This is a genomic window from Brevibacillus reuszeri (assembly GCF_001187725.1).
GTDB lineage: Bacteria > Bacillota > Bacilli > Brevibacillales > Brevibacillaceae > Brevibacillus > Brevibacillus reuszeri.
This window is the reverse complement of record NZ_LGIQ01000007.1, coordinates 274441-301275: the sequence shown is the minus strand read 5'-3', so window position 1 is coordinate 301275 and position 26835 is coordinate 274441. Positions and strand designations below refer to the sequence as shown.

Sequence of the window (26835 nt, the reverse complement as noted above, 5' to 3'; positions counted from 1 at the left end):
ACTAGTATGAACCGTTTTTAAGATTCTATACACGAGGCTCTACAATAAATCTGCGGCCAACTGAGCAAGTACACTGCGCTCTCCTTTTTCCAGACGGATATGCCCTGCCAGCTTTTGATCCTTAAATACTTCCACTACGTACGTCAGACCATTGTTGCTTTCATCCAGATACGGATGGTCAATCTGTTCCGGATCGCCCATCAAGACGATTTTTGACCCGTCGCCTACGCGAGTCAATATCGTTTTCACCTCGTGTTTGGTTAGGTTTTGCGCTTCATCGATGATAATGAATTGACCTGGAATGGAGCGTCCGCGAATATAGGTCAGTGCCTCTACCTGCAAGCTCCCCATTCCGGCAAGAATTTTATCCAGATCACCTGGGCGCTTCGTGTTAAATAAATATTCTAAATTATCATAAATCGGTTGCATCCACGGCCGCAGCTTTTCTTCCTTTTCGCCGGGCAAATAACCGATGTCTTTTCCAAGTGGAACGATGGGCCTCGCCACCAAAAGCTTTTTGTATTTCTGCTGATCCTCAATTTGTAGTAAACCTGCGGCCAATGCCAGCAGGGTTTTTCCAGTTCCGGCCTTGCCCGTCATGGTGACGAGCGGAATATCATCCCGAAGTAGTAATTCCGTAGCCATACGCTGCTGCACGTTACGAGCGCGAATTCCCCAAATCGGATCATCATCTGATACAAGCATCTCCAATGACTTTCCATCATTGTCTACCTTGCCGATGGCAGAGATCGACGGATTCAACTCATCCTTTAGCACCAGGAATTGATGGGGGTAAAAACGGTAACGAGGAAAACAGGAGGCTAACTGCAGCTTTCTTGTTGTGTAGTACGTCTTGATGATCTCGGATGCCACCATCATTTTTTGATACCCGGTGTAAATACTGGAATGCTCGCCGACAACCCGATCCGAGAGAAAATCCTCTGCGGATATATTCAGGGCATCAGCTTTGACGCGCATCAATGCGTCCTTGCTGACGAGAATGACTGGTCGAGGCTGTGGTGCCAGATTTTCTTCCTCCTGCAAATTTAGGGCAACCGCCAAAATACGGTTGTCATTCGTCATTTCTGTAAATTGCTTCTGCAGCTTGTGCAGGGACGAGTGGTTCAGCTCTACACGGAATAACCCCCCTGTTTCTAACGTTATTCCGGTATGCAAGTGCCCCAATTCCCGGAAGCTGTCCAGAAGCCGCGATACGTACCGAGCGTTGCGGCCAATTTCATCCATGTACCTCTTTTTGGAATCGACTTCTTCCAACACCACAGCGGGTATGACAATCTCGTTGTCAGCGAAGGAAAACATCGCCCGTGGATCTTGCAGGAGTACGTTGGTGTCCAGTACGTAGATTTTCTTCAAAATCTCGCCTCCTAATACCCATCTTATATACCCTATGCAATTTTTGGAGGGATGCTCAAGTGTGGCGACGTGATGTACTAAAGTCTATGTTCACTGTCCCACAGATAGACGGACCATTGCCAGAATGAAATCAGGCAGCAGGGAACACAATACTTGTAACCCTGCCCTCCGCAACGAGGAAGGCAATACCGGGAAAGGGAGAATGCCTGTGAAACGGATCGTAATCGGCTGCCTCGGTGTTTGCTTGCTGCTAACTGCATGCATGTCGAGCAATAAACCACCGGCGAATCAGGCTGCGCCACAGCCCAATCAACAAGCCCCCCATACGCAACGCGTACAGCAAACTACCCCAGCGCCTGCTTATAACCAGTCATCGCAGGCGACAGCGGATCGCCTTGTACAGCTCGCTACACGTGTGAAAAAGGTTCATGGCGCTACGGCTGTCGTCATCGGAAAGCTGGCTGTCGTTGGCATTGACGTAGATGCTCATCTCGATCGTCCTGAAGTCGGAGTAATCAAATACTCCGTTGCGGAAGCCCTCAAGGAAGACCCTCAGGGTGCAAATGCAGTCGTCACCGCAGATATTGACATTGTGCAGCGTCTGAAGGAAATGGCTGCTGATATTCGTCAGGGCCACCCTGTCTCCGGATTTGCTGAAGAGCTCGCAGATATCGTAGGTCGCATCATTCCTCAGCTGCCGAGAAATGTGAAAAAAAAGGAAGAGCCTACGACAAAGACAAATGAACAGCGTATGAATAAGGATGGCAAAGCAACGCCGCATGGAAATAACAAGATTAACGTCAATCGCGGGACTACACCATAAAGTCTAGGTTGTGCTTTGCAAAAGAAAGAGGCATTCCCCTCAGGCTAAGCCCGGGAGAATGCCTCTTTTTGTTCCTCTATTTTTGGGAGTGGCGGCAGATATTCCAATGCCTGCTTCAAATCCTCAATCAAATCGTTGACGTCCTCCAGGCCGGCAGAAAGACGAATGAGTCCATCCGTGATACCACGAGCTGCGCGCTCCTCGGCAGGCATGGCTGCATGCGACATTGTAACAGGATAAGAAAGAATCGTTTCCACTGCACCGAGACTGACCGCTACAATCGGCAGCTTTACCCGATCAAACAGCGCCTTCGCCCGCTCCCGACTGCCTACATCAAAGGAAAGCACGGCTCCATGCCCGCTCGACTGGCTTGCTTGAATTTGATGCCCTGGATGGTCCTGCAGGCCCGTATAGTACACGTGTGTGATTTCAGGATGGGCCTCAAGCCAATGCGCCAATTGATCCGCTGTATTCGTACTGACGTCCAGGCGTGCCTTGAGCGTTTTAAGTCCTCTCATCACCAGCCAGCAATCCTGCACACCCAGAATGGCTCCCATGCCGTTCTGAATGAAATAGAGCTGTTCTCCCAGAGCAGCATCACGAGTGACGGCCAATCCAGCAACAACATCACTGTGTCCGCCAATGAACTTGGTGGCGCTGTGAATCACGACATCGGCCCCCAGTTCTAGCGGGCGCTGGTAATAAGGCGTCATGAACGTATTGTCCACGATCACGAGCAGGTCTTGCTGTTTGGCAATCCGACAGACGGCTGCGATGTCGGTTACTTTTAAGGTTGGATTCGAGGGGGTTTCCAGGTAAATCCCTTTTGTCTCGGGTGTAATCGCTGCACGTACCGCATCGGTCGAGCTCGCATCAACAAAGGTCACCGAGATCCCCATTCTCGATAAGACTCGGGTCAAAAAGCGGAAGGTTCCCCCGTATACATCCTCTGCCACTATAACGTGGTCTCCTGCCGAAAAGAGCATGAATACACTGGAGATGGCTGCCATTCCCGAAGCGAAAGCAAAGCCTCGCTCTCCCCCTTCTAAACCTGCAATCGCCTCTTCCAGTGCCGCCCTGGTCGGGTTGCCCGAGCGTGCGTAATCAAATGCAGGAGGCTGGTCCAAATCTGCCTGATGGAAGGTAGAGGCTTGATAAATCGGCACGGACGATGCACCAGTAACTGGATCAAAGCAGGAAGTACCATGCAATACTTTTGTCGCAAAATTCATCGTACAGCCCCCCCAACCACAAGACTTGCATCCAAAGCTTGCGTGAGATCCGCCACCAGATCATCCGGGTGCTCAATCCCGACTGACAACCGTAAAAGTCTGTCGCACACCCCGACATACTCCCGAATTTCTTGCGGAATATCCGCATGTGTCTGCGTCGTAGGGTATGTACATAACGACTCTACACCACCCAAGCTTTCCGCGAAGGATACCAGACGCAGGTTTTGCAAAAACACGCCTACCTGATCAACCGATTTCAACCGAAACGATACCATGCCGCTAAAGCCGCTCGCTTGGCTTTTTTGCACGTCATGATCTGGATGCTCGGCCAGGCCAGGATAAAAGACCTCTGTCACGGCCGAATGCTCTTTGAGCTTACTCGCTACTGCAAATGCATTGGATTGGTGACGCTCCATTCGCAGAGCCAATGTCTTCATCCCGCGAACAAGTAGCCAGCTATCCTGTGGTCCCAGCACTGCCCCGATCGAATTATGCAAAAACCTGATCTTTTCAGATAACTGGCTCCCTTTTGTTACAATCAAGCCTGCGAGAACATCGTTATGTCCCCCCAAATATTTGGTTGCACTATGCAGCACGATATCTGCTCCTAATTCAAGTGGGCGTTGACAATAAGGAGTCATGAACGTATTGTCTACAATCGTCAATAGCTCATGCCGCTTTGCCAGCTGTACTACTTCTCGTATATCTGTTATCTGCATCAACGGATTCGTAGGCGTCTCGACAAAGATCGCTTTCGTTTCCGGACGAACCGCTTCTGCTACTTTTTGGATATCTCGCAAATCTACATACGTAAAGGTCAAGCCATAACGTGAGAGCACCTGCTCAAACAGGCGATAGGTTCCTCCGTATAAATCAAGTGAAACAATCAGATGGTCCCCCTGGGAAAACAAGCCCATTACAGTATGAACCGCAGCCATTCCCGAAGCACATGCAAAGCCTGCATCACCTGATTCTGCTTCGGCGATTGTCTCCTCCAGTACAGAGCGGGTTGGATTTGCCGTACGCGTATAATCATATCCTGTACTCTGTCCCAAGGTTGGATGACGATAAGCGGTAGCATAATAGACGGGGAAGTTAACCGCCCCTGTTTTTTCATCTTTTCCCACGCCTGCCTGAACGAGTTTAGTTTCCAATTGCATCTAAATTTCTCTCCCTCCATTGGTGTTCGAGGGGCATGAAAAAAAGCCCCCTTTCCTCTGAAAGAAGGCTTTGATTACGTTTCCGTAAGCAAGACCTTCTCATCTTTCAGAGTTTGAATAACTCTGCAGGAATTAGCACCATTATCTCCCTGTATGTTACAGGTGATTGGTTGCCGGGCATCATCGGGCCAGTCCCTCCGCCGCTCTGGATAAGAAGATTGCTATTCAATTTGATTGCTTAATACTAACGGATAGTCCGCTTTTTTGTCAACAGGATTTTCCACAAATCCTTTTCACAGCTTATTTCGCGTTTTTGAGAGCTGCCATCACTTGATTGTCCAGCTTGGCCGCTGCATTTTTATCATACGTCTTTTCATATTGTGGTTCGACCGAAATACGGGAACCATAGAACATAATGTCTCGAATCGCTTCGATGGTGATTTCAACCATCGCCAGTTTGAGCGGCACCTCTTCCAACCGTTCGGTTTTGAGAACAGCCTTTCCATTAATGGCAAATGAAGAACCAGCCCCGATCAGATGGAGCACCACTTGCGGTTCTTTTGCGATATTGGCTAATATTCGGGAGCGGTTGTCCACAGCAAAGCGTATCGACTCAACATTCGGCGCAAAGGTCCAAGACAAGGAGCTGAGCGATGGTGCACCCGATTCATGGTCGATTGTACCTAAAGTAATGAAACGCTCCTTTTGCAAGAGCGCAAATAATTCTTCAGACAATGATCGGGAAACGGTTTCAGCCATTCCGATCCCTCCTTGTAAAGTTTTGTATCTCTATTGTACCTCCCTACAAGGGTAGTAGGCAAACGTTACCTCGGTCGCTTGATTCTACCAAGACTTTTCCCTTAAACTGGTAGATAACCAAGCCCCATAACGAACAAGGAGGTTGGACGCATGTCACCTACAGAACGCATGCTTGCACAAATTGATCAGATGCTCCGGGAGCTCCACGAGGTTCGCGAGCTGAACGAACGGATGCATAAAATAGCCATGTTTCTAGAAGATATACGATTAGCTGATGTGATCCAAAACTATACAGCCCCGCGCAAGCTGCTCTGGATTAATTTCCTCGCAGGTCTTGCCCGGGGTCTTGGTTTAACAATTGGTACCGCCATTGTTCTTGCGCTGCTTGGCTCGCTATTGACACAATTTCTTTCTGTCCCGATCATCGGAGATTTCATACGACAGTTGATTGAATACGTGCAGTCCTATCAAAAGCCTTAAAGAATAGTCATGACCTACTTACCACGTTCTTTGTGGTCACGCTCTTTGTTGTCATCGTCATTTTGACCATCCCAATTCTGGTCATGCTTTTTCCAATATCCATATGCATTTCCATTGGGATGATTATCTTTTTCCTTCCCTTTTTCTTTTTTCTCTTTTTTATCCTTGTCATCATCGTCGTGATCGTCATCATGATCTCCAGGCTTGACAACTACTTTTGTACTATGGAAAATGTCTGCCTGCTTCACTAGCTTATCTTCCTGATACAGCTCAAAATGAACCGTTTTTGCACTGTAGGAGCGATTTTTGAATGACAGCTTGATTTCAAATTCGCCTTTGTCATTCGGCTTGACCTCTTGCTTCTTTCCGTCCGGTGCAAGAACGACCAATTTGGTTTTATCCTTTTTGCTCCATCCAGCAATTGAACCCTTTACCTGAACCATTTTGTTTTTAGGATCAAGTACAGCAGTTCCCGTGATGGCGTAAGCTTTCTCCTCTTCTTTTGCAGGAGCATTGACAACCTCCACATCTACAGAGGCAGAGTCAATTTTTTTGCCATTTTTGTACAGCTCAACAAGCGCCTTGTCTGCTCCAGGCGCTACATTCTTCAATGTAGCGGAAAAGCTACCTACGCCATCCCACAGCTTTTTTACTCCTGCTTCTTTTTTCTCACCATTGTAGGTCACATAGACTTTATCAGCGCCTTGCTTCACTACGCCCTTGATCTTTAGCTCTTCTTTTTTCGCATCCAGTACGGTTACCGTATGGAGAATCATATGCGCTTCTTCCACAGCTTGCGGGATCAGCTCTACCTTTTCACTATCAACAAGGGTTTTGCCTGCATAGGCATTGATCGTCACGTATTGTTTGGTAACACTGCCTAAAGCCGCGAAGGTTACGGTAAAGGAATGCTCGCTGGTTGGAACCACATCGATCGTTCCGCCATCCGGCTTTGTGACGACTACCTTGGTTACCTCTGGCGTCACGATTCCTCTGATGTATACTTTATTATCTTTCGTCTGAGCGCTAACACTTACAATTTCTTCTTTCGCTTCTGCGAAACGGACCTCCAGCCAAATCTCGCTGTAGTATTGGTTGTAAATACGCTCCCACTCTTCTTTATTCTCTTCCATATACGTTTGCAGCTTCGTATTCAGATGAATGCTGTCTACGATGATATACAAATGATCGGCCTGGTTTTTCAGAAGCATATTTAATGTCGTTGGGTCGTTTTTAGCCAATTCCTTGAGATTGTAACGAGTCACTTGCTTGCCTTCGTCATTCATGACAACCTTTGTCGCACTTGGCGAGGCAATTGAGCTTGCATTGGCCAAAAATGGTGTAACACCACCGATAATGGCTGCCGCAGCCACAACTGCCAATACCGGCTTGGTCACGTACTTTTTCATTGGTAAATCCCCCTTCTATATTGCCAATATCATAATGTTGCTTTGGGCACAGTTACTGACGCCGAGCCTTTGGAAAAAGTTGCATCGGTACAAAAAACGAGTCTTAGTACCTACAACCAAAGCATAATAATCAAAAAAACTCCTCTCAGCCTGGTTGAGCTCTTGGCTCAATGCTGGAGGAGTTTACTTTCTACTTCATGATTGATTGTACTTTGGTTCGCTTTCGATAGCGATCAGCAAGGATTCTACGATTTCTACGGGGTATTGGCTTTCCCATGGTCCAGACTCTGATAGACCAAACAAAACATACCTGCCGCCTTCCTTTCGATATCCGAGCTCATGAATCAAGTGATCCTCTTGGAGCAATTGGAGAAAAAAAGCAGCCGTGTCCAATGCAGATTGATCCGTTGGTCTGGCGTCTGCAACTACTTTAATTTGCAGCCAGTTGATCAGGACGTCTTCCCGTTTCATGTGAATGCCTCACTTTCTTTGGGTTTGCTCTGGCTTGATTCGCAGCTTGACAATGACCAGGATCGCGATTGCGACCAGCATTGCACTTTTCACTGGCAGCTGTACGTCCAAAATAGCGAAAATGAGTGCTCCTGCAAACAACAGGACATACAGGAAAATCGTCTTGAGGATCGGCATCCGAATCCGAGTGGCGAAGCCCAGATAGTAAACAAGTATTAATTGAACAAATAAGATCCACGCCCGATTGTGATCGGCCCAGAGTCGAAAGCTGTCAAAAGCAGACAGTTGATCCGGATTCGCTGGTACATATGTAGAAGCAAGTTGTACCCAGTCCATAATATCCCCCTTCAGTTGAGCGCACGACTAGCTTTTGTCACGCAGGGCCGTGCAAAAAGTTCCAGCAGAGCATCCAAGTCGGATAAAACGCAAACGAGCTTGTCTCCTCCATCTTTCGTCCTGATTCCCCATATACATAACACAATGTATAGATCTTCCAGAATGAAGCGAATAGTCACTTTCTGCAAAAGACGCTTGTTGTCCAGGAAATCGCTTATCGGACTTGGCTTACAGTCCTGCGGCGACTCCTTTGCTACCCGGTGCAGCACATCAATATCTACCATTTTACTTTATCAGGTGGTTGTTGCCCTGTCAAAAATGGAAAGCCTCGGATTTTCACCGACACCTGCAGGCTGGCACGAATAAAGATGGACATGTTATGATGGTGGCACTTACATAGAAAAAGGTGGGAAAAGCATGAGCCTGTACGATCTTTCTGTAAAAACTATTTCCGGAGAAGAAAAGACACTTGCAGATTACAAAGGAAAAGTACTCCTCATCGTAAATACAGCGAGTGCCTGCGGTTTGACTCCTCAGTACAAGGGACTTCAAGACCTGTATGAGCGTTATCAAAGCAAAGGACTTGTCGTGCTTGGGTTCCCATGCAACCAATTTGCTGGCCAAGAACCAGGCACCGAGGAAGAGATTGCAGCTTTTTGTGATCGAACCTACGGCGTAACCTTCCCGATGTTTGCAAAAATTGATGTAAACGGTCCAGATACCCATCCGCTCTATCAATTCCTCAAAACGAATACACCCGATGGAGAGAGCCAGGACATTGAATGGAACTTCGCCAAATTCCTCATCGATCAAAACGGCAAAATTGCAAAGCGGATTGGCGCCCGCGTGCAGCCTGAGGAAATCGCGGCTGATATCGAAGCTCTTCTATAAGAAAGACAACGTTTCGTTATATGTAAACAAAAAGCCGCACGGTCCCTTAACAGGACGTGCGGCTCTTTCATATGCCTGGCAAGCCTTACGCTTGTGGCTGTGCTTCCCAACGTCTTTGCTTCTCATAACGTTCGCGGTCTGATTTGTTCAGATACTTTTTGCGCAGACGGACGGACTGAGGTGTTACTTCACAAAGCTCATCATCATTCAAGTACTCCAACGCTTCTTCCAGCGTCAAGAGACGTGGTGTTTTCATTTTTACGGTTTCATCCTTGGTTGCAGAACGAACGTTTGTCGCATGCTTTTCTTTACATACGTTTACAGTCAGATCGTTATCGCGATTGTGCTCCCCAACGATCATCCCTTCATAAACCTCAGTACCTGCCTGGATAAACATGATACCACGGTCTTCTACAGACATCAGGCCGTACGTGGTTGCTGTACCCGTTTCGTGGGAAATCAGAACACCTGCGTGACGACCTCCAACCGGTCCTTGAACCAGTGGGCGATAGCTATCAAAGGAGTGGTTCAAAATGCCGTATCCACGCGTAATCGTCAAGAATTCCGTACGATAGCCAATCAATCCGCGGGATGGAATGATAAATTCCAAACGAACTTGTCCAAAGCCGTTGTTGATCATGTTCACCATTTCAGCTTTGCGTTGTCCCAGCGTTTCCATGACCGGACCTGTGTATTCTTCTGGAACGTCAATCACCAAAAACTCGGCTGGCTCCATTTTTTGCCCGTCGATGAGACGAACGATTACTTCCGGTTTGGATACGCCTAGCTCGAAGCCTTCACGGCGCATATTTTCCACGAGGATGGACAGATGCAATTCGCCGCGGCCAGATACAACAAACGCATCTGGTGAATCTGTTTCTTCCACACGAAGAGATACATCCGTCTCAAGCTCAGCCATCAGGCGATCGCGCAGCTTACGGGAAGTAACGTGTTTACCTTCACGACCAGCAAATGGACTATTGTTAACCAAGAACGTCATTTGCAGGGTAGGCTCATCGATTTTCAAAAGAGGCAATGCGTCTGGGTGATCGACGTGACAAACCGTTTCCCCAACGTTGATATCAGCCAAACCGGCAATCGCTACGATATCTCCCGCTTTTGCTGTTTTTTGCTCAACACGCTGCAAACCAGAAAAACCGAACAGCTTTTGAATACGCATTTTCTTCACTTCGCCATCGCGAGTGGTAACGGAAACCATTTCATTCAGGTTCATCGTTCCGCGATAAATACGACCTATACCGATACGACCCAGGAAGTCGTTATAGTCAAGCATGGTTACTTGCATTTGGAGGGGGGCATTTTCGTCTGCGTCAGGTGCAGGCATATGTTCAATAATGGTATCGAACAGTGGGCGCAGATCGCCTTCGAGCTTGTCTGGCTCCATTCCAGCGATCCCTTGCAGTCCAGAAGCATATACGATTGGGAATTCCAATTGATCCTCTGTAGCGTCCAGGTCAATGAACAAATCGTATACTTCGTTGATTACTTCTTGTGGGCGGGCATTGTCGCGGTCTACTTTGTTCACGACAACAATTGGGGTTACTTTGGCTTCCAATGCTTTTTTCAAAACGAAACGGGTTTGTGGCATACAGCCTTCAAAAGCATCAACGATCAACAGAACACCGTCTACCATGCTCATGATCCGCTCAACTTCACCGCCGAAGTCAGCGTGACCCGGTGTATCCAAAATGTTAATCGTAAACTCATTGTATTTTACCGACGTAGTTTTAGCCAAGATGGTAATTCCGCGCTCGCGTTCCAGGTCATTGGAGTCCATCATTCTCTCCTCTACCTGCTGGTTGCTGCGGAATGTGCCCGATTGAATCAACAGTTTGTCAACCAATGTAGTTTTCCCGTGGTCAACGTGGGCAATAATGGCGATGTTGCGTATGTCAAGACGCTTCATGTGAACCTCCTAGTTTAAGCATACCATTCATATTAACAGGTCGTGAAACATGGCACAATGGGTAGTTTTTACGGCAGCCACTTCCAGAGTAGTGTTCACCAATTTCATCATACTAAGTGATGGAGGTGTCTACCCATGAAAATGAACGGTCTTATTTGTCTGGCTGGTCTGATCGCCGTCTCTACTGCCATGGCTGGATGTGCGAATTCAAGTACGGGACCTTCGAAAACGACCGCTCCCCATACACAAAATGCAGCTTATCCGCATACCACAGCCCCCCAGCGCATCAACACGCTTGGTTTTGATACTCCATCTACAGGAATCAACGCCCATAATTATCGAAGTGGGTATACAGCCAATGGCTTTAATCAAAATTTATCAGAACAATTGACAAAAGCAGCAGATGACGTGCCGGGTGTGGATAGAGCAACGGTTGTGGTAAGTGGGACAGATGCAGTAATCGGAATCCGCATTCGATCGAATCTAGGTGAACCACAGGCTCGTGTAATCGAGCAACAAGTGCACGCAGCAGCTCGCGCCGTAGCCCCAACGTACCACATTCGCGTAAGCTCTGATGCAAACACGTTCAACCGGATTCGTGCCCTCCATGCTGATATTTATCACGAGGCAACACACCGGACCAATGATGTCTACATGCATTCCAACGCAACGAACAGCATAACCAACACGTCTACAGAATTTCGCGAGCTGCTCCATGACTTGAGAAATGGCGGTATAACCCCATCCCGTTAAGAAAACCTCTATCGTAGCTTCCCCAAGGAGGAGCGATCCCGTTTTAGCGGAAAGTCTCCATGCACTCCAGAAATGATAAGCCTTGTGCTTATCATTTCTTATACGTTAAAAAGCTCACGGGATGCGTGCGCGAACCCCCACGTAAAAGAGGTGCGGAAACGATCCGCACCTCTTGAATACTTACATTTGTTACTTACTTGCCAATGCAGCCACTTTCATTTCTGGCTCAACTACTTGCAATTCACCTGTTCCGCGAACCAATTTCTTCGCGTAGGTTTTCTCCGGCTTCAGCACGGATACCAAATAGTCAATGGCAACTTGCGGGTCAACCGTCTCACCACACGTGTAGCAATCCAGCGCAGCGAATCCGCGCTCAGGATACGTGTGAATGGACAGGTGGCTTTCCGAGAGAAGAACCAGTACGGTAGCACCCTGAGGAGAAAACTGCTTTGCTTGTACGCTTAATACTGTAGCACCACTTGCCTCAGCAGCTTCAATCATTTCCTTTTTCAAAAACTCTGCGTCGTTCAACAAGTCAAACTGAACTCCCCATGTGTCAACAGCAACGTGTCTTCCGAAAGTCGAATATTCCATCTTTCGGTTCCCCCTTCCTAACGAGTGTAATGTTAAACATCGCTAGGACCTGCGTCATTCACTAACGGGGGCGGTTTCCCTCTTGTTATCCACCCTTTAAAGTGAATCCTGGTTCCTAATCCTGTTTCCAACGAAAACAACCATACCATGCATCGGCCTAGTTTGACAATACTTTTTTCCAAAGAATATCGTAGAAATAAAAAAATGGGCTGCATACGCACCCATTTTCTCCTGATTTATGCTTCTAATTCAAACATTCGCTGCGATAGAATAGCCAGTCTAGTATCAATCGCTGGCAGCTTTTCCGGGGCAGCTTGCTTTGCCCAATTCCGCAAATCCAGCCAACGATCCGTTTCCTGGCGCAGCGACTCTATTTCCTGCTCACTTCCCACTTGCTGGAATAGAGATTCCAATTCATGGGTTATACTAGGCGAGGAATTCTCAAAGATAGAGGTTTCCTCGTCACCAGAAATTTCTTGAATGCTTACGACAGATCCTTGATCGTAGTGATACACGACCGTGAAGCCATCATAAATTCGATGGACAATGCCATAGCCACGGAACGTTTTCATTGCCTTACGCATTGCATTTGCCAGCTGTCGATCCCGGATGAGATAAGAGCTGTCACACGAATAGCGATTGCCGACACGCAAGAAGCTCAATTGAATTTCTCCGTTATTGTCGGTCAGAATAACGTCACGGTCACCATTGTCACATACTTTTACATCAACTGAGATGTGTTCGTTGGTGAAGAGCGAGACGAATTGGTTCAGCTCTTCTTCATTCACCGTAAAATAGGCCTTGGCGTAATTGGTTGCTAAACGCTGTGCCATAAATATCTCCTCAATTCTTTTGGTTTGCAGTGGCCAAACTTGACCTAACTATGATCCAAATATGAGGAGTTACGCTAAGTGTCAACGAACGAACGCTGTAGAACCTGGCCTTGCCCCGGGAATCGATAATCGATTTGGGTAATGAAGGCGGATCACCTACTTTTTGTATTTAACGAAAAAAGCCTTCCTTGACACTTCTTATTATACATCAGACGCAATCAAAAGTCTTGAGCAAAAAGCAGATGAAATCTTCCAAAATGGCTCAATATCGGGCTTTAACCGGATGGAGAAGGAAAGAACTCCCTCATTCAAACATATGCTAGCGATTTCAAAGAAATTCAGCGTAATTTATGCACCAACCGGTTGATTCATCGCTTTACGAATGGCAGCCTGCTCTTCTTCGGACAAAGTGTACGCCGAAGTGCCTGCCTCCAATGGTTTTGCATATACGCGCGATTCTTCTCGCCCAAAGATGCTTGTAATGACAACGCCGTTTTGCGCGTCATCGATGATTGCCATGGAAAAGCTCAAATCACTACCGACATCCCCAAACGCATTGTACCGTATCACAGCTACTTTCCCACACTGTGCAGCAATTCGCTGGGAAAGACGATTCACCACGAATTGTTGGTCATTTTGAAACTTTTTCACTTCATCGACCTGGTCAAGCAACCGATGCATCCCTTCCTCCAGATTTGCACCGCCCACTCCTGTCATAAAACGGTTAATCGATTTGCGCAGTCGGCTAATCCGCAGCGACTGCATGATGCAGACGAGGAGCAAGACAACATTTAAAGCGATGACAGCCAACAGTAGAATTCCCACATTGGAGATTTCTGATAGGAATGGTTCCAAAACATTTTCTTCCTTTCTGGTACTTGGGTACATAGTCACTTCAATCCTTTTATATTGTACCTTGGTCGCGTCGCCCATTCAAACAAAGTCTTTTCCAAAAACCAAAAAAAGCGACACTCTCTTAAGCGAGATGTCGCTTTCTTCATTCCGTATGCCAATGCGATAAGCTCATCGTCCTTTGGTTATCCTCCAGTCTACCCTACGCTTCCAAGAGCAGCATTTCTCGACGGAGCTGTTTTAAGCGTTCCTTAGATTGTTTCATTTGCGCATTGTCTTCTGCTTGCATTGCATCATATAAGGTAGCCAGCTCATAATCCAGTTCCAGACGTAAAACAGGAATACGCTCTTCCAAATCACGGCGTTTCAAAGCGGCAATTACCTGATCCATAGTCACATTGAAGGATTTTTCGTAGATCACTTTTTTCTCAGCTCCTTTTATTTCCACTATTCTGATGGCTTCTCCATAGCGGATATGCTTCAGCTGGACCCTGTCGTCAAAGATTGTTCGGATGATGGCATGCCCTTTGGCGTGCACAACGAATTTCTCCAGGACCTGGGCCACGCGCTTGTCATAGACAGGTATTCCTGCCAAATGCAGCTTGTAGGAACCATTCACTCGCTGCATTTTCCATGCGGACTTACCATCTGTGGTGTTCACGAGGAGGTGAAACTGCTCGGGAGACTCCTTCCACTTGACGCTCACCCCTGCTTCCACCAGGGCCTGCAACATCGCGTGCAACGTCTTGCGGTCAAACCAAACGGCCAGATTGAAATACTCCAACTCAGTGCCGAGATTCATCAAGGCTCCTCCCTTTAACAGAATACTCAGATATCACTTTCGCTGTAAGGGAGTGAGTGGTATATCATATTATTCAGGCGAAGGTTTTGCTATTCATATCCCGGCATGTATTTTTTTCCTACGTGGTATGATATCATATGGAGGATTCCAAGCTCCCTTGACAGGGACTTTCGCCCATTTCTTCCCTTGGTGCGATGATGTCTTAAAAAGAGGTGTTTGTTGCATGTCAGCGTTTTCCGGTTTCACGCAAGAAGATTTCGACGTTTTTACCATTGACGGGTTAGATCAGCGCATGGATGCAATCAAATCGATTGTTCGCCCTAAGCTTGAGTCACTCGGTCAGCATTTTGCTCCCCTACTCTCCGTGTCTTGCGAAAACGAGATGTTTTACCACGTGGCAAAGCATGCTCGTCGCACAGTCAATCCTCCTGCAGATACATGGGTTGCCTGGGCCGCTGACAAGCGGGGATACAAAAAGCATCCACACTTTCAAATCGGTTTGTGGGGCACACATGTATTCGTATGGTACGCCGTGATTTATGAAGCTCCCGCAAAGACCGAAATCAGCAAAGCAATGAAGGAGCAGCTGGATGAAATGATGACCCTGGTTCCGAATCATTTTCACTGGTCTCCTGACCATACCCAGCCTGCCAGCACGTCTTCACAGGAGCTGGGAAAAGAAGGCGTCCTGAAGCTGGTGAATCGACTCGGTGATGTAAAAAAAGCAGAACTGCTATGCGGTATCACCATTGACCGTAACGATCCGGTTTTGACTGACGGAAATGCCTTTCTGCAACGTCTCGAGGAAACTTTTGCTGTGTTGACCAAGCTTTACAACCTCAGCAACACCAGTGCAACTATCGCCTCCCGATAGTTTTTTATTCACACTCTATCGAGTCCTATTCACGAAAATTCGCCACACGTTACGTTATATGCAAAAGAACAGGTCCGCTTTCTAATGAAAAGTGTCGGCCTGTTCTTTTTTGTGAATAACAACTCAACGTTTTCTATAAAGGTGGATACGACCGCTTGCGGTCAAACACAACCGTCATGACCGTTTTGTTATGATAACGCACCCATCGCAGGGAACAATACCTTATCATACGATTGGCTTTACGTATTTCCCAATACGGCCCCATGTCTCATCAAGATCAGAGAACATGCGCGTGAATAGCTCTTGTACAGAAGGAACGTCATGGATCAGGCCAATGACTTGACCCGCCCAGCCAAACCCATTTTGGTCATCACCGTCATAAATAAAGGTGCGGTTATTTTCTCCGCTGATAAAAGACTTTAATTGCTCGTAACCAGCCCCTTCTCTCTCAAGCTGGAGAATATGATCAGACCCTGAAGTCCGCACTACCCGAGCGGGCGCACCCAACGTCCGTTTAATAACAGCTGTATCTTGCTCTGTGCCTTGTAAAATCGCTTCTTGATATGCCGGATGTGCATGTACACATTCTTTGGTGGCGATAAAACGGGTTCCCATTTCCACACCTTCAGCACCCAGCGCCAATGCTGCGAGGATTCCTCGACCGTCTCCGATACCACCACTTGCCAGTACCGGTATTTTTACGGAGTCTACGACTCGCGGAATCAGTACAAACGTCCCGATATCGTCTCTTCCAAGGTGCCCGCCACCTTCTTGTCCCACTGCCATAACCGCATCGGCGCCAATCGCCTCCGCTTTTTGGGCTTGCCGAACAGAAGCAACCAGCACCAGCTTTTTCACGTCATGACCATCAAGTCTGCGGACCAGCGGTTCAGGATTGCCACCGGTAACAGAAAAAGCTTTTACGCCCTCTTCTATGGCGACATCCAGCAATTCCTCATACGGACGATTATGCTGGCCAATGGCAAAATTCACGCCAAATGGCTTATCGGTCAGGGACCGCACCTTGCGAATTTCTTCGCGCAGTGCTTCTGCCGACGGTAAAGACATAGCTGTTATTTGCCCGAGTCCGCCTGCATTAGACACCGCTGCAGCCAGATTTGCATAAGCTAGATAGGCCAATCCTCCTTGGACAACTGGATAGGTAATCTGAAGCAGTTCACTTACTCTCGTATTCATCCTTCATCACCCCATTTTTGTAAAGCTTCTCGTCCACATTTGCAAACTCCTGCTGCAACGCGTGATTTTGAATAAAAATTCGCTTGCTTTCCCCCCCTATTTTGCTATACTCAATTTGTTTGTTTTTTCCCTATTTATTCTGGATTAGTAAAGCGAGGCGATCGAAAGTGAGACAAATGAAAACTCCTCTGTTCAGCGGGTTGTTGGAGCACGCCAACCGGAACCCGATTCAATTTCACATTCCGGGCCATAAGAAGGGTATGGGCATGCATCCGGCATTTCGCGAGTTCATCGGGGAGAACGCTCTCTCGATAGACCTCATTAACATTGCGCCTCTGGATGACCTGCATCACCCGAAGGCAATGATTAAGGAAGCCCAAGTATTAGCTGCCGAGGCTTTCGGCGCTGACCATACATTTTTTTCCGTTCAAGGGACGAGCGGTGCCATTATGGCTATGATTATGGCAACCTGCAGCCCTGGCGACAAAATTATCGTGCCACGCAACGTGCATAAATCTATCATGTCCGCAATTATTTTTGCAGGTGCCGTTCCTATTTTTATCCATCCAGCGATGGACGAGCGCCTAGGTATCTCTCATGGGATTACAGTGAAAGCCGTGCAAAAAGCACTGGAAACCCATCCGGATGCAGCAGCACTGTTAGTCATCAATCCAACCTATTTCGGGATCGCAGGAGACTTGCGTGAGATTGTTCGCACAGCGCATAACTATGAAATACCGGTATTGGTGGATGAGGCCCATGGTGTTCACATTCATTTTCATGAAGAGCTGCCGATCTCTGCCATGCAAGCAGGCGCAGACATGGCTGCAACCAGCGTCCACAAGCTGGGCGGCTCACTGACACAAACATCGATCTTGAACGTTCGCGAAGGCTTGGTGGACGTCGATCGCGTCAAGACTGTGATGAGTATGCTGACTACGACTTCGACTTCATACATTTTCCTGGCTTCACTTGATATGGCTCGTCAGCATTTGGCACTGAACGGACATCTGCTAGCCGAACAAGCGATGCAGCTGGCTAACAAGGCACGCGATATGATTAATGAAATCCCGCGCATACACTGCGTTGGCAGAGAAATTCTGGGAACAGCTGCTACCTTTGCGATGGACCCGACCAAGCTGTTGATTCATGTACGTGATCTGGGTATTACCGGATGGGAAGTAGAGAACTGGCTGCGCGACAAGTACAACATCGAAGTAGAAATGAGCGATCTGTACAATATCCTCTGCTTCATCACAGCTGGTGACACAGAGGAGTCTATAAAAACGCTGGTTAATGCCCTTCGTGATCTCTCGGTAGAATTCGCACATGCCCAAGCGGAAGACAAACCGACCATTTCATTGCCAAACATTCCGATGCTCTCCACAACTCCGCGCAATGCTTTTTATTCGGAGACAGAGACTATTCCTCTCGTGGAAGCAGCGGGTCGGGTCATAACAGAATTTATCATGGTCTATCCTCCGGGGATTCCGATTTTTTTACCTGGGGAAGTCATTACAGAAGAAAACATCGCCTACATTCTCGAAAACATTCGAGTTGGTTTGCCTGTGCAGGGACCTGAGGACGAGACATTAAAAACGATTAAAGTAGTAAAAAGACAAACAGCCATTTCTGGCTAAGCCAACTACTCCTATTCAAAAGCTGCTGCCTCTTCCCTTGAGACAGCAGCTTTTTATTTCTTTGGATGAATCCACACATCTTTCTGGTAAGATGGAAAAGAGGAAAAAATAGGAAGGGTGTTAATGAGGTATGCCCGATTGGTCGTATCAAACGCTATTTCGACCACTTCTCTTTCTTTTGCCTGCCAAGCAGGCGCGCCGCCTTACACTGACCGCGATCGGCATGCTAGGCAAAATTCCTGGAGGATCACTCCTTATCGAGATCATGGGGCATATGAAGCCACCCGCTTCCTTGTCACGCTCACTCGCTTCTGTTCCTGTTTCGAGTCCAGTCGGTCTGGGTGCAGGTCTGGATATGGATTTACAAGCAACAGAAGCACTCTCCCGCTTTGGCTTTGGCTACATCGAAATCGGTCCAGTCACGCGGAAGCCACATGCAGATTATAACGAGGTGTGGCGAGAGCCAAAGGGTCTAGCCATTTCGTATTCCGATTCTTTGACGAATCCTGGAATCGACAGCTACGAGAAGTGCTTGCAGAAAATGCGTCACGTCGACGTTCCCCTAGGAGCGAGGCTCGGTTTTTGCCGTGGAGCAAGCGTACAGGAGGCTACTGCTGAACGAGCCGAATTGATTCGGGTCTTGGAGCCTTTTTGCGCTTTTTATACACTAGAGCTTTCTCCGAATGAAGCTATTAACTGGGGTACTCACGACTGGAGTGAGCATCTATCCAGCCTACGAGCCTTGACGGATCGCCCGCTCCTTTTGGTGATTCCACCCGACTTGCCAGAACCAGAGGCACGAAGGCTGGTTAAGATTGCACGCACAGAAGGTCTGAACGGTTTGGTTATAGCAGGTGGTATTACGCAACATACCCAGCGTGTACAACGCGACATTCAAGTGACAGGTCCTCCTTCTTTTGAACAAGCCATAGACATGTGCCGCGTGCTAAGGTCTACATGGACTGATGCGACCATAATTGGTTCTGGAGGCATACAGCAGCCTGCCGATGCGCTCACCTTTTTGGATGCAGGTGCAGATTTCGTTCAACTGCATAGTGGCTTGGTTTATTCTGGTCCTGGTTTACCCAAGCGAACGAATGAGTCGATTTGGCAAACGAGCTGTGTCCAAAGGCCTCCTGATGCGCTCTCGTCAGATACCGCTCACCGTGTAAAATCCTGGCTTTTCCCAGCATGGATGTGGGGCATTCTCTTGGGAATCGGAATGATGATTGGTGGTGGAGTGGCCTGGTGGGTTGCTGCTACCAGCGTAATGCTTCCCTATGACGAAAAATTTTTGGGAGCAAGCCCTGCCGATTTGGACATGCTAAATGCCCAACTCCTCGCCTTTATGTCGCATGATCGAATCAGCCTGGCAGGAACGATGCTCTCCATCGGGATTATTTACTTTCAGCTCTCCCGATATGGCTTGCGTAATGGTCTTCATTGGACACGAGTTGCATTTCTCTCTTCTGGAACTGTCGGCTTTGTCAGCTTCTTTTTATTTATTGGCTACGGGTATTTTGACTACTTACACGCGATTCTGTCATTACTGCTGTTTCCCATGTTTTTGCTCGCTTTACGTGAGCCCGCAAAAAAGCAGCTGCTCCCACTTCCGATTGATCTGAACAATAACCGTGACTGGAAAAATGCTTTATGGGGCCAACTGCTTTTTGTCATCATTGGTTTTGGTCTATCAGGTGCGGGCATGATGATTTCCATCATTGGAGTGACTGATGTATTTGTTCCGTCCGATCTGCTTTTTCTATGCGCTTCCGCTGAAACTATGCAAGCTTACAACGACCGGTTGATTCCGCTGATTGCGCATGATCGGGCTGGCTTTGGCGGAGCACTCATTTCGGATGGGATCGGCGTACTCCTGATTAGTCTGTGGGGCTTCCGGCGTGGTGAGAGCTGGGTATGGTGGACATTGTTTCTGGCGGGGATTCCTGGCTTTGTCTCCGGGATTGGCATTCATTTTGCTGTTGGTTATGTTGATTTTTGGCATTTGTTTCCTGCCTATATCGCTGCGTTGCTGTTTTTGATTGGTCTGGTTTTGACACGGCCTTTTTTAACGGCAAAAACATGGTAGTGCTCACGAGACGCTACAATAAAAAACCAGGCAGTACGGATGGTATACATCCTATTGCCTGGTTTTGCTTATTCGTAAATGCGAATCATGATATTATCGAGGTCATCACTGGTGAGTAGATCAATAAATCGGTCGAGGTCATCAATGGCTTCTTCGACGGAAAGCTTAACCTGATCTTTTGTATTTGCAAAGAATACGAATACAAATTTGTCAGGAGAGGTGCTTTTCATCTTTTCTTTGTAGGTTCCATCAGCCATCATGTCTACCAGTACGTATTGTTTGTAATCGCCTGGTTCTGGCTCAGGACCTGGTCCGCCATTATCATCGTCATCATCTTGTGGGCTACTAATGGCCATGGTATAAACAGCTGGCGTTTTATCACGCGTATCAATCCAGACGATACGGTTTCCACCAATGCGCGGTTCAGTTACCTCCGCTTTATCGTTCCAGGAAAGATCAACAAATGATCCATCCTCCACATCGTATAGCTCATAGTAAAAATTTTTGGCATTTGGCGATAGGCGATTGTCCTTGAAGAACACCATATTTCTGGAGGCTTGCGGATTCATTTGGTCACGATCTGTATAGCGCAGCAGATCTGTTGTTCTTTCACGACTGATATTGTACTGAAACAAATCCCAGGAATTGTTTTTATATTCGCTCCAAACAACAAAGTTGTCTCCGATTGCTGCATCTTCGACTTGTACGTTTTTGACAATATCTGTTTGTCTTTCTCTATTGATGTCATACAACGTAACGGTTGCTTTTTTTGAACCTGTTTCGATAACCCAGGAAGCATAATTTCCGTAGATATCGATGCTCAGCGGTTCACCTTTAACGGATGAGGCGCTCTTGTGCTCGCCTGTCTTGAGATCAGTGATCATCAGTTCAGGACGACGTCCGTCATTCATCCATAGCAATTGGCTTCCATCGATTTTAAAAATTTCATCACTTGGCTCTTGTTTATTATCTTCATCCGTGAGCTGTGTTTCCCTGCCCCTTTGGATATCGTAAGAAATGAGCGCTTTCTTGCTATAGTCGTACCAAACAACGTAGCGATTGCTTACTACAGGATGGTTCGGATCTGCATTGGTTTTACTAATGATCTGACTTGTCTTGTTTTTTGTATCGTACAAAACGACTGAGTTGTCGCGCTTTGATTCAGACAGGTAGACAACATAACGATCACTACCGTCTGGTTGCGAAGGCTCACCTACTACCGAGCCCAAAGATACTGCTTCTTTTTCTTTGATGTCGTACAGGTTCAGCTGCAGCTTTTTGTCACTGTTTCGCTTCGAGTACAGGACATAATTTCCATATACGCGCGGTGCATTCCCTTTAAAAATATACGAATCGATCTGTCTGCTTGAGGATTTACCTAAATCCGCACTTTTCAAATCCCCGTCATCTATGTACACATAGGAGCTTTTATAGAGATGAACGTAATTTTTATCGGTTGAACCGTCTGTAACCTTTTTGTTTTTGCCTGTTGTAATGTCGTATTCATAAATCTGGGTATTTTCAGCTGCTTCATTTTCATACAGAATCGTATCGGAATAGATGCTTGGGCGAATCTGATTACCTCGTCCGGTTACAGCTGCTTCTTCTTCTTTTGTATCAATGTCATAGTAATAGATGTCGGCATTACCATCCCGACTGTCTTCCCATGCAACATATGATTCACTCACAACAGGTCGAGTGGCTTTCCCGCTTGTCGATACTTTTTCTTCATCACCCGTATCAATATTGTACAAGTAAATGTCAGTACCCTTGCTAGTCTTATTCGACCAAACCACATGGTTGTCCGCAATTTCTACATCCGCGATGGTTCCTGAGCTCTCACTGATGCGCTTCTCTTTGCCTTTGGAGATATCGTATAGATTTACTGAAGAGTCTTCATCGATCCATACCACGTAATCCCCATCAACTTTTGGACTTGTCTTTTTCGAGCTTTTGCTTCCAATTTTGGTCTCCGTATTTTTACCCAGGTTGTATAGGGTAACCATATTTTCATCTTGGTTAATCCATACCGCATAGTCCTTTGCAATGTCGAAACCAGCTTGCGAGATTTCAGGTTGGCTTTGGTCTAGCTTTACTTCATCACCAATACTCTCTGCAAATGCCGGAGTCCCGCCCCACAGAGAGGTGACCAACAGTGCAGAGGCCAGCCAACCCTGGATCGGTTTTCGTTTCATGAAACAATTCCTCCTTTTTGCAACAATTTAAACATACAGTTCTATTATCATACATGTAGAAAAGGTTGTCAAAAAAAACAGGCCTAAAAATAGGCCTGGTATCATGTGAACTATTCTTTTTCCTGTCTCTCATCAGGGCGACAATCGCAGCTGCATACTGCATAAAGCGTTTTCACCTGATTACATTCAAAGTGCTCAATAATGGTCCCGCAAGATTGACAAACGATCGTTCCCATGTGTATTCCCTCCGCATCCACATTCTTATAGCAGTGTGTGATGGTCATATTCTCGTTAATGTAATGTTATATACATATTAATATGACACATCATTGGGAGTCAATACGGTAATTTTACTCATATTTTTATGAATTAGTATGTCATAATTAGATCTTTTCGTTCATCCATTCTCCTATTTGCCGGAGTATCTTGTCACGCTCAGGTTCATTCAAAATCTCGTGTCGTAAACCCGCTATGCGTTGAAACGTAGCATGTGGCCCTATCCCTTCCGCGAAGCGCTCCACAGCATCGGCGTTGATAATCGTATCATCTCCTGCCTGCATGATTAGTACAGGAATGTCTAGCTTGCCCCTCTCTTCCCATGCTCTCGTCATAGCTCGCTCAAGCTCCTGAAACCACCGCACGCTCACCTTTGGATAATTAAGCGGATCACTTTTATAGGCAGCCTGCACCTGCTCATCCCGCGAAACCATGTCCGGGGTTATTCCATTTGGAATCGTCAGTGTCGGCCACACACGATCCAACCAACGGGCCACCTGCGCCTTCCATTCCGGCACCACGAGCTTTAGCTGCATACACGGCGAAGTCAAAATAAGCCCACTTAGTTCATGTCTACGCTCAAAAACCTGGACAAATCTTGCAGCAATCAACCCTCCGAGACTATGCCCCATGATAAAAACCGGATACTCTCCGCTTATGTCTTTTAGCGCTTCTTCTGTCCACATTCGAGCTGTCTCTATGTATTGTGAAAAGGAATCGATGTGACCTCTAGCTCCAGTGGCGCGTCCCCAGCCTGGCAAATCCCCGGTATATACTGTCCAGCCCTGTTCATTGAGGTATGCCGCCACATGTTCGTACCTTCCATGATGCTCTCCTGTTCCATGGACGAGCACAACTGCTCCTCGCTGATTTTGACTTGGCCACTTATGCTTAAACAATGTAATCTCCCCTCACTGCTCTTGTAGCTAATCTCTTCCTATGTAAAAAACGAGCAGAAGAAATCTTCTGCTCGCTACCTAATACTGATTTTCTTCTAAAGATAAGCTTGGTAAATGCTCTTGGAAAAAGCTGGCGAGGGCCTCCGCTTCACTTTCTGAGTTCAGGCGGAATATCTTTTTCAGATACCCGGGATTGATGGCATCCTCTGAACTGAGAAGGGTTGATTGCCCTGTCTGCATACAGATCACCAACGGCTTTCCATAAAACTTATGCGTGAATACAATTCCAAAGTCGTGGCGAGTACCCTCAGATACAAATCCGAGAAAACGTACATTTGCGTTCTCCGAAACATCATATAAGTGGTCGTAGTGCTCCATCAGCAATCCCTCCTCGTCTTGAAATCGCCTCCAAATACTTTTTAAGTAAATATTCGGAGTAGTTATAAGTATACGCGAAAACCTATGCTTTTGCTACCCATTACACTCAACTTATCAAATGCCTAGGGTTTAACACTCGGTCTTCGCCCTCTTGAATCCATCTCACTTTTTCCGCCCCATGCAAGGATTGGGCGACAAACGAGAGACATTCAAAGAACAGTTCAACCACTGCTGTACTGTAGCGTTCCTCCATTTTCTCCAAGGCATACGTTAAACGGAAAATATCCGGAACACTTCGACGGCTTGCTTCCAGAACCTCTTTTCCTTTTTGAGTTGGATACACATGGACAACTCGCCCATCCAACTCCGATTTCTCGATTGTCACCATTCCTTTCTCCATCAATTTTTTAATATGAATGACGATAGATGAGGGGTGCCAAAAGGTCCAGTCCGCAATTTGGGTCACGCGTACACCTTCATAGCAGTAGATGATCCAGAGAATATTTAGCTGAACAGAGGAATCCAACTCAGCTTCCTTCGCTGCCTTCTCCCAGTCTTCTTTGTTCACAACATCAATGGCGCGCATCGTGTTCAGTGCTTCGAATACGTGTCTAATTGAGGCCTCCTGCATGGGTATACTCCTCCATGATCCTTGATCTTTCATTCCTCGACTATATAAATAGTAGTTATATTTTACACTTTTCAGAAAAGACACGCAATTACTTTTAGTGGCAAATTACCGGCATTGCCAAAGAGTGGAAGCAATGCTACACTAAACGCAGATATTCTTGGTACTGGGAGTGAGTACAATCGTGAAACTGCAATCGGCCTACATCTATTTCGTAGAGGGCTCTACAGCCACTCATGCAAGTATTGACGACGTGAAAGCCAAGTTTACGCGATATGTGGAGATGACCTCCAAAACGGGTCAGCAGCTTGGCTGGACTTATGCAGATGCCGCTTTTCCATATACGGTTGAGGAACGCCCAGAAGGAAAAGACTCCTGGTTTCTGTTGAAGGGGAAAGATCCCGACATGTATAAAGCCATCATCGTCGGAGTCGGACTGACCGAGGAGAACGGGAAGGAAAAACATTATGTGCAAATTTCTTTGCCCGAATCGGCTACACACGGTGATAAAAACAAGGCAAACGAGTACTGTCGTTACCTTGCTCGTACTTTTAAAGCTGAGCTTCATCTGTTTAATAACCGCGTTCAATACTTTCAACCACGCAAGCCATAAATCCGTCCAGCCCAAACAGCCGACCTGCCTCGGCTGTTTTTTTGTCTATTCGCCTCTTCACTGAAGTTCTCATAGTATGTCTAAAGAAGGAATGACAAAAGAAAGTGGGGACTTCATGGAACAACAAGCTTTTATTGATTTGGTTGCAGGCTCTGCCAGACAGTCGTACCTTACCTATCACCTGTTTCCGTCCATTACGATCGCACAAGCCATTCTCGAATCAGGTTGGGGCAAAAAAGTACCCGTAGATCCCGTTACAGGGCGCTCATCCTACAATTTATTCGGAATAAAAGGCACCGGTGTCGCTGGATCTGTGAAGGTCGTAAGCAATGAAGCCATGAACGGTCAAATGGTGCCTCGCACTTCTGAATTCAAGGCGTATTACAACTATCAGCAATCCATTGATGACCACGCGCAATTTTTGTTAAAGCCCGCTTACAAGAAGGTGATCACTGCCTCTACTCCCTACGAAGCCGCGCAGGCCCTCACAAAAGCCGGCTACGCTACTGACCCTGATTACGCTGCAAAGCTGACGCGCATCATCGACTCGTACAATCTCGCCCAGTATGACCAATTTTCGGCTGAGGAGCCTTCTCCTTATCCGGCATGGAAGCTGGACCTTGGAAAAAGAGCATTGAAGGAGGGACTTTTAACTTCCCCCGAGTGGCTCAGCAAGCTGGATGAACCGATGCCTGTGTGGGCTGTCCTCGCTGTTGCACTTCGCTTATTGGATAAGCAGCGTGAAGCCCCCTGAAAACAGAGAAAGACCCTCCATTGGAGAGTCTTTCTTTTTTCAAGTAAGAATGCTTACCTATCGATTGAGTCTTGCTTAAACCTTCTCAACACCTAAACAATTCGGGTAAAGAAGAGCAGCTCCCACGAAAATGAATAGAAGCCTGTTACCATGAGCACGTTGATCAAATCATTTGAGATCTCGATAGCGAGAAGAACCTTCCATCCACCATCCGAATGCCCAGATCTACGCAATATTCCAATCCTTGCGTCACTCCGTACAAAATCCATTCAGAAGAGCGGTGGTTGATATCAAAATCAGTGTAAAGGTCAGTGCCATCATCTCGGATCTCTTTGCGGTCAGTCACATCGAAAAGGCGTAAGACAAATGGCAGCTCGGCAAAAGGAATGGCAAACTTCCTCTCAACTTCCTGCTCGAACTCCTTCGTCATGTTCCACTCTGCTTGGATGGATTGCTCATCTTTCCAAGCAATGCATATACTCGGGCCTTCTACGTCTGTGGATGACCGCGGGGGATTTGTATCCATTCGCTCCCATCGTCCCTTTCTTTCATGTACTTGCTGTCACCAAATTATATTGGCTTTTCCATCTATTATA

The 26835-nt window shown here is 47.0% G+C and carries 28 protein-coding genes and 1 riboswitch; of the genes, 9 read left to right on the top strand and 19 right to left on the bottom strand.

The window, feature by feature from the left end; all coding sequences use genetic code 11:
* Positions 1 to 39: 39 nt before the first annotated feature.
* A complete protein-coding gene (locus tag ADS79_RS11145) occupies positions 40 to 1374 on the bottom strand; it encodes a PhoH family protein (protein ID WP_049738482.1) in 1335 nt (444 codons plus the stop codon).
* 202 nt (positions 1375 to 1576) lie between these two features.
* Here ADS79_RS11145 and ADS79_RS11140 point away from each other — a divergent pair, with 202 nt between their 5' ends.
* On the top strand, positions 1577 to 2197 hold the full coding sequence (locus tag ADS79_RS11140) for a YhcN/YlaJ family sporulation lipoprotein (protein WP_049738481.1): 621 nt from the start codon (positions 1577 to 1579) through the stop codon (positions 2195 to 2197).
* A gap of 44 nt (positions 2198 to 2241) precedes the next feature.
* Here the strand turns inward: ADS79_RS11140 and ADS79_RS11135 are convergent, their stop codons facing one another.
* The 3 genes from ADS79_RS11135 to ADS79_RS11125 all read right to left on the bottom strand — a co-directional run bounded on the left by ADS79_RS11135 (position 2242) and on the right by ADS79_RS11125 (position 5348).
* A complete protein-coding gene (locus ADS79_RS11135; protein WP_049738480.1) occupies positions 2242 to 3429 on the bottom strand; it encodes a trans-sulfuration enzyme family protein in 1188 nt (395 codons plus the stop codon).
* The gene (locus ADS79_RS11130) at positions 3426 to 4589 is read right to left on the bottom strand and encodes an aminotransferase class I/II-fold pyridoxal phosphate-dependent enzyme (RefSeq protein WP_049738479.1); all 1164 of its coding nucleotides are present in this window, start codon (positions 4587 to 4589) and stop codon (positions 3426 to 3428) included. Before ADS79_RS11130 ends, ADS79_RS11135 begins: the two co-directional genes overlap by 4 nt.
* Positions 4590 to 4685: 96 nt before the next feature.
* Positions 4686 to 4805: riboswitch (SAM riboswitch) on the bottom strand.
* An 84-nt stretch (positions 4806 to 4889) separates the two neighbouring features.
* Entirely contained in the window at positions 4890 to 5348 is a 459-nt protein-coding gene (locus ADS79_RS11125) for a pyridoxamine 5'-phosphate oxidase family protein (protein WP_049738478.1), read from the bottom strand.
* A gap of 150 nt (positions 5349 to 5498) precedes the next feature.
* Here ADS79_RS11125 and ADS79_RS11120 point away from each other — a divergent pair, with 150 nt between their 5' ends.
* Positions 5499 to 5828, top strand: a complete 330-nt coding sequence (locus tag ADS79_RS11120) for a DUF5665 domain-containing protein (RefSeq protein WP_049738477.1) — start codon at positions 5499 to 5501, stop codon at positions 5826 to 5828.
* Positions 5829 to 5842: 14 nt separating this feature from the next.
* Here the strand turns inward: ADS79_RS11120 and ADS79_RS11115 are convergent, their stop codons facing one another.
* The 3 genes from ADS79_RS11115 to ADS79_RS11105 form a co-directional block, all read right to left on the bottom strand.
* Positions 5843 to 7237, bottom strand: a complete 1395-nt coding sequence (locus tag ADS79_RS11115) for a hypothetical protein (RefSeq protein ID WP_049738476.1) — start codon at positions 7235 to 7237, stop codon at positions 5843 to 5845.
* 195 nt (positions 7238 to 7432) lie between these two features.
* Complete coding sequence (locus tag ADS79_RS11110) at positions 7433 to 7708, bottom strand: hypothetical protein (RefSeq protein WP_049738475.1); 276 nt, start codon at positions 7706 to 7708, stop codon at positions 7433 to 7435.
* Between the two features lie 9 nt (positions 7709 to 7717).
* Positions 7718 to 8044: a YlaH-like family protein gene (locus tag ADS79_RS11105; RefSeq protein WP_049738474.1), complete on the bottom strand. Its 327-nt coding sequence runs from the start codon at positions 8042 to 8044 to the stop codon at positions 7718 to 7720.
* A 417-nt stretch (positions 8045 to 8461) separates the two neighbouring features.
* On the opposite strand from ADS79_RS11105, the gene ADS79_RS11095 reads away from it, so the two are divergent.
* Positions 8462 to 8935 carry a glutathione peroxidase gene (locus ADS79_RS11095; protein ID WP_049738472.1) on the top strand — a complete coding sequence of 158 codons (474 nt, stop codon included), beginning with the start codon at positions 8462 to 8464 and terminating at the stop codon, positions 8933 to 8935.
* Between the two features lie 85 nt (positions 8936 to 9020).
* Here ADS79_RS11095 and typA read toward each other — a convergent pair whose 3' ends face one another.
* Positions 9021 to 10862, bottom strand: a complete 1842-nt coding sequence (gene typA / locus ADS79_RS11090) for a translational GTPase TypA (RefSeq protein WP_049738471.1) — start codon at positions 10860 to 10862, stop codon at positions 9021 to 9023.
* Between the two features lie 135 nt (positions 10863 to 10997).
* Between typA and ADS79_RS11085 the strand changes: the two genes are divergently transcribed.
* Positions 10998 to 11615 (top strand): YhcN/YlaJ family sporulation lipoprotein, encoded by a 618-nt coding sequence (locus tag ADS79_RS11085; RefSeq protein ID WP_049738470.1) that lies wholly within the window; start codon positions 10998 to 11000, stop codon positions 11613 to 11615.
* 189 nt (positions 11616 to 11804) lie between these two features.
* On the opposite strand, the gene speD is transcribed toward ADS79_RS11085, so the two are convergent.
* The 4 genes from speD to ADS79_RS11065 form a co-directional block, all read right to left on the bottom strand.
* Positions 11805 to 12209, bottom strand: coding sequence for an adenosylmethionine decarboxylase (speD, locus tag ADS79_RS11080; RefSeq protein ID WP_049738469.1), 405 nt, complete (start codon positions 12207 to 12209; stop codon positions 11805 to 11807).
* A gap of 236 nt (positions 12210 to 12445) precedes the next feature.
* Positions 12446 to 13042, bottom strand: coding sequence for a hypothetical protein (locus ADS79_RS11075; RefSeq protein WP_049738468.1), 597 nt, complete (start codon positions 13040 to 13042; stop codon positions 12446 to 12448).
* A gap of 348 nt (positions 13043 to 13390) precedes the next feature.
* On the bottom strand, positions 13391 to 13897 hold the full coding sequence (locus ADS79_RS11070) for a DUF4446 family protein (RefSeq protein WP_049739055.1): 507 nt from the start codon (positions 13895 to 13897) through the stop codon (positions 13391 to 13393).
* A 199-nt stretch (positions 13898 to 14096) separates the two neighbouring features.
* Positions 14097 to 14696, bottom strand: coding sequence for a hypothetical protein (locus ADS79_RS11065; RefSeq protein ID WP_049738467.1), 600 nt, complete (start codon positions 14694 to 14696; stop codon positions 14097 to 14099).
* A 223-nt stretch (positions 14697 to 14919) separates the two neighbouring features.
* On the opposite strand from ADS79_RS11065, the gene ADS79_RS11060 reads away from it, so the two are divergent.
* A complete protein-coding gene (locus tag ADS79_RS11060; RefSeq protein ID WP_049738466.1) occupies positions 14920 to 15570 on the top strand; it encodes a YktB family protein in 651 nt (216 codons plus the stop codon).
* A gap of 225 nt (positions 15571 to 15795) precedes the next feature.
* Here the strand turns inward: ADS79_RS11060 and ADS79_RS11055 are convergent, their stop codons facing one another.
* Positions 15796 to 16767 (bottom strand): NAD(P)H-dependent flavin oxidoreductase, encoded by a 972-nt coding sequence (locus tag ADS79_RS11055; RefSeq protein WP_049738465.1) that lies wholly within the window; start codon positions 16765 to 16767, stop codon positions 15796 to 15798.
* A 167-nt stretch (positions 16768 to 16934) separates the two neighbouring features.
* Here ADS79_RS11055 and ADS79_RS11050 point away from each other — a divergent pair, with 167 nt between their 5' ends.
* Complete coding sequence (locus ADS79_RS11050; protein ID WP_049738464.1) at positions 16935 to 18407, top strand: aminotransferase class I/II-fold pyridoxal phosphate-dependent enzyme; 1473 nt, start codon at positions 16935 to 16937, stop codon at positions 18405 to 18407.
* Between the two features lie 130 nt (positions 18408 to 18537).
* The gene (locus ADS79_RS11045) at positions 18538 to 20496 is read left to right on the top strand and encodes a beta/alpha barrel domain-containing protein (RefSeq protein ID WP_049738463.1); all 1959 of its coding nucleotides are present in this window, start codon (positions 18538 to 18540) and stop codon (positions 20494 to 20496) included.
* 68 nt (positions 20497 to 20564) lie between these two features.
* Here ADS79_RS11045 and ADS79_RS11040 read toward each other — a convergent pair whose 3' ends face one another.
* The 5 genes from ADS79_RS11040 to ADS79_RS11025 form a co-directional block, all read right to left on the bottom strand.
* Complete coding sequence (locus ADS79_RS11040) at positions 20565 to 22691, bottom strand: TolB family protein (protein ID WP_049738462.1); 2127 nt, start codon at positions 22689 to 22691, stop codon at positions 20565 to 20567.
* Between the two features lie 110 nt (positions 22692 to 22801).
* The gene (locus ADS79_RS34295; RefSeq protein ID WP_084765805.1) at positions 22802 to 22927 is read right to left on the bottom strand and encodes a GapA-binding peptide SR1P; all 126 of its coding nucleotides are present in this window, start codon (positions 22925 to 22927) and stop codon (positions 22802 to 22804) included.
* A gap of 147 nt (positions 22928 to 23074) precedes the next feature.
* Complete coding sequence (locus ADS79_RS11035) at positions 23075 to 23866, bottom strand: alpha/beta hydrolase (RefSeq protein ID WP_049738461.1); 792 nt, start codon at positions 23864 to 23866, stop codon at positions 23075 to 23077.
* A 78-nt stretch (positions 23867 to 23944) separates the two neighbouring features.
* The gene (locus tag ADS79_RS11030) at positions 23945 to 24244 is read right to left on the bottom strand and encodes a DUF3055 domain-containing protein (RefSeq protein ID WP_049738460.1); all 300 of its coding nucleotides are present in this window, start codon (positions 24242 to 24244) and stop codon (positions 23945 to 23947) included.
* A gap of 106 nt (positions 24245 to 24350) precedes the next feature.
* Positions 24351 to 24875 carry a MarR family winged helix-turn-helix transcriptional regulator gene (locus ADS79_RS11025; protein ID WP_049738459.1) on the bottom strand — a complete coding sequence of 175 codons (525 nt, stop codon included), beginning with the start codon at positions 24873 to 24875 and terminating at the stop codon, positions 24351 to 24353.
* Between the two features lie 181 nt (positions 24876 to 25056).
* Here ADS79_RS11025 and ADS79_RS11020 point away from each other — a divergent pair, with 181 nt between their 5' ends.
* Positions 25057 to 25485, top strand: a complete 429-nt coding sequence (locus ADS79_RS11020; protein WP_049738458.1) for a DUF1885 family protein — start codon at positions 25057 to 25059, stop codon at positions 25483 to 25485.
* A 115-nt stretch (positions 25486 to 25600) separates the two neighbouring features.
* Positions 25601 to 26239: a glycoside hydrolase family 73 protein gene (locus ADS79_RS11015; RefSeq protein WP_049739054.1), complete on the top strand. Its 639-nt coding sequence runs from the start codon at positions 25601 to 25603 to the stop codon at positions 26237 to 26239.
* A 163-nt stretch (positions 26240 to 26402) separates the two neighbouring features.
* Here ADS79_RS11015 and ADS79_RS11010 read toward each other — a convergent pair whose 3' ends face one another.
* Entirely contained in the window at positions 26403 to 26765 is a 363-nt protein-coding gene (locus ADS79_RS11010) for a DUF4912 domain-containing protein (protein ID WP_049738457.1), read from the bottom strand.
* Between the last annotated feature and the right edge of the window lie 70 nt (positions 26766 to 26835).

Excerpts from the sequence above, each read along its gene's own strand:
- ADS79_RS11140 (WP_049738481.1), top strand. The coding sequence starts at position 1,577 with ATGCCTGTGAAACGGATCGTAATCGGCTGCCTCGGTGTTTGCTTGCTG.
- ADS79_RS11135 (WP_049738480.1), bottom strand. The coding sequence starts at position 3,429 with ATGAATTTTGCGACAAAAGTATTGCATGGTACTTCCTGCTTTGATCCA.
- ADS79_RS11130 (WP_049738479.1), bottom strand. The coding sequence starts at position 4,589 with ATGCAATTGGAAACTAAACTCGTTCAGGCAGGCGTGGGAAAAGATGAA.
- ADS79_RS11125 (WP_049738478.1), bottom strand. The coding sequence starts at position 5,348 with ATGGCTGAAACCGTTTCCCGATCATTGTCTGAAGAATTATTTGCGCTC.
- ADS79_RS11120 (WP_049738477.1), top strand. The coding sequence starts at position 5,499 with ATGTCACCTACAGAACGCATGCTTGCACAAATTGATCAGATGCTCCGG.
- ADS79_RS11115 (WP_049738476.1), bottom strand. The coding sequence starts at position 7,237 with ATGAAAAAGTACGTGACCAAGCCGGTATTGGCAGTTGTGGCTGCGGCA.
- ADS79_RS11110 (WP_049738475.1), bottom strand. The coding sequence starts at position 7,708 with ATGAAACGGGAAGACGTCCTGATCAACTGGCTGCAAATTAAAGTAGTT.
- ADS79_RS11105 (WP_049738474.1), bottom strand. The coding sequence starts at position 8,044 with ATGGACTGGGTACAACTTGCTTCTACATATGTACCAGCGAATCCGGAT.
- ADS79_RS11095 (WP_049738472.1), top strand. The coding sequence starts at position 8,462 with ATGAGCCTGTACGATCTTTCTGTAAAAACTATTTCCGGAGAAGAAAAG.
- typA (WP_049738471.1), bottom strand. The coding sequence starts at position 10,862 with ATGAAGCGTCTTGACATACGCAACATCGCCATTATTGCCCACGTTGAC.
- ADS79_RS11085 (WP_049738470.1), top strand. The coding sequence starts at position 10,998 with ATGAAAATGAACGGTCTTATTTGTCTGGCTGGTCTGATCGCCGTCTCT.
- speD (WP_049738469.1), bottom strand. The coding sequence starts at position 12,209 with ATGGAATATTCGACTTTCGGAAGACACGTTGCTGTTGACACATGGGGA.
- ADS79_RS11075 (WP_049738468.1), bottom strand. The coding sequence starts at position 13,042 with ATGGCACAGCGTTTAGCAACCAATTACGCCAAGGCCTATTTTACGGTG.
- ADS79_RS11065 (WP_049738467.1), bottom strand. The coding sequence starts at position 14,696 with ATGAATCTCGGCACTGAGTTGGAGTATTTCAATCTGGCCGTTTGGTTT.
- ADS79_RS11060 (WP_049738466.1), top strand. The coding sequence starts at position 14,920 with ATGTCAGCGTTTTCCGGTTTCACGCAAGAAGATTTCGACGTTTTTACC.
- ADS79_RS11055 (WP_049738465.1), bottom strand. The coding sequence starts at position 16,767 with ATGAATACGAGAGTAAGTGAACTGCTTCAGATTACCTATCCAGTTGTC.
- ADS79_RS11045 (WP_049738463.1), top strand. The coding sequence starts at position 18,538 with ATGCCCGATTGGTCGTATCAAACGCTATTTCGACCACTTCTCTTTCTT.
- ADS79_RS11040 (WP_049738462.1), bottom strand. The coding sequence starts at position 22,691 with ATGAAACGAAAACCGATCCAGGGTTGGCTGGCCTCTGCACTGTTGGTC.
- ADS79_RS34295 (WP_084765805.1), bottom strand. The coding sequence starts at position 22,927 with ATGGGAACGATCGTTTGTCAATCTTGCGGGACCATTATTGAGCACTTT.
- ADS79_RS11030 (WP_049738460.1), bottom strand. The coding sequence starts at position 24,244 with ATGGAGCACTACGACCACTTATATGATGTTTCGGAGAACGCAAATGTA.
- ADS79_RS11025 (WP_049738459.1), bottom strand. The coding sequence starts at position 24,875 with ATGCAGGAGGCCTCAATTAGACACGTATTCGAAGCACTGAACACGATG.
- ADS79_RS11015 (WP_049739054.1), top strand. The coding sequence starts at position 25,601 with ATGGAACAACAAGCTTTTATTGATTTGGTTGCAGGCTCTGCCAGACAG.
- ADS79_RS11010 (WP_049738457.1), bottom strand. The coding sequence starts at position 26,765 with ATGGATACAAATCCCCCGCGGTCATCCACAGACGTAGAAGGCCCGAGT.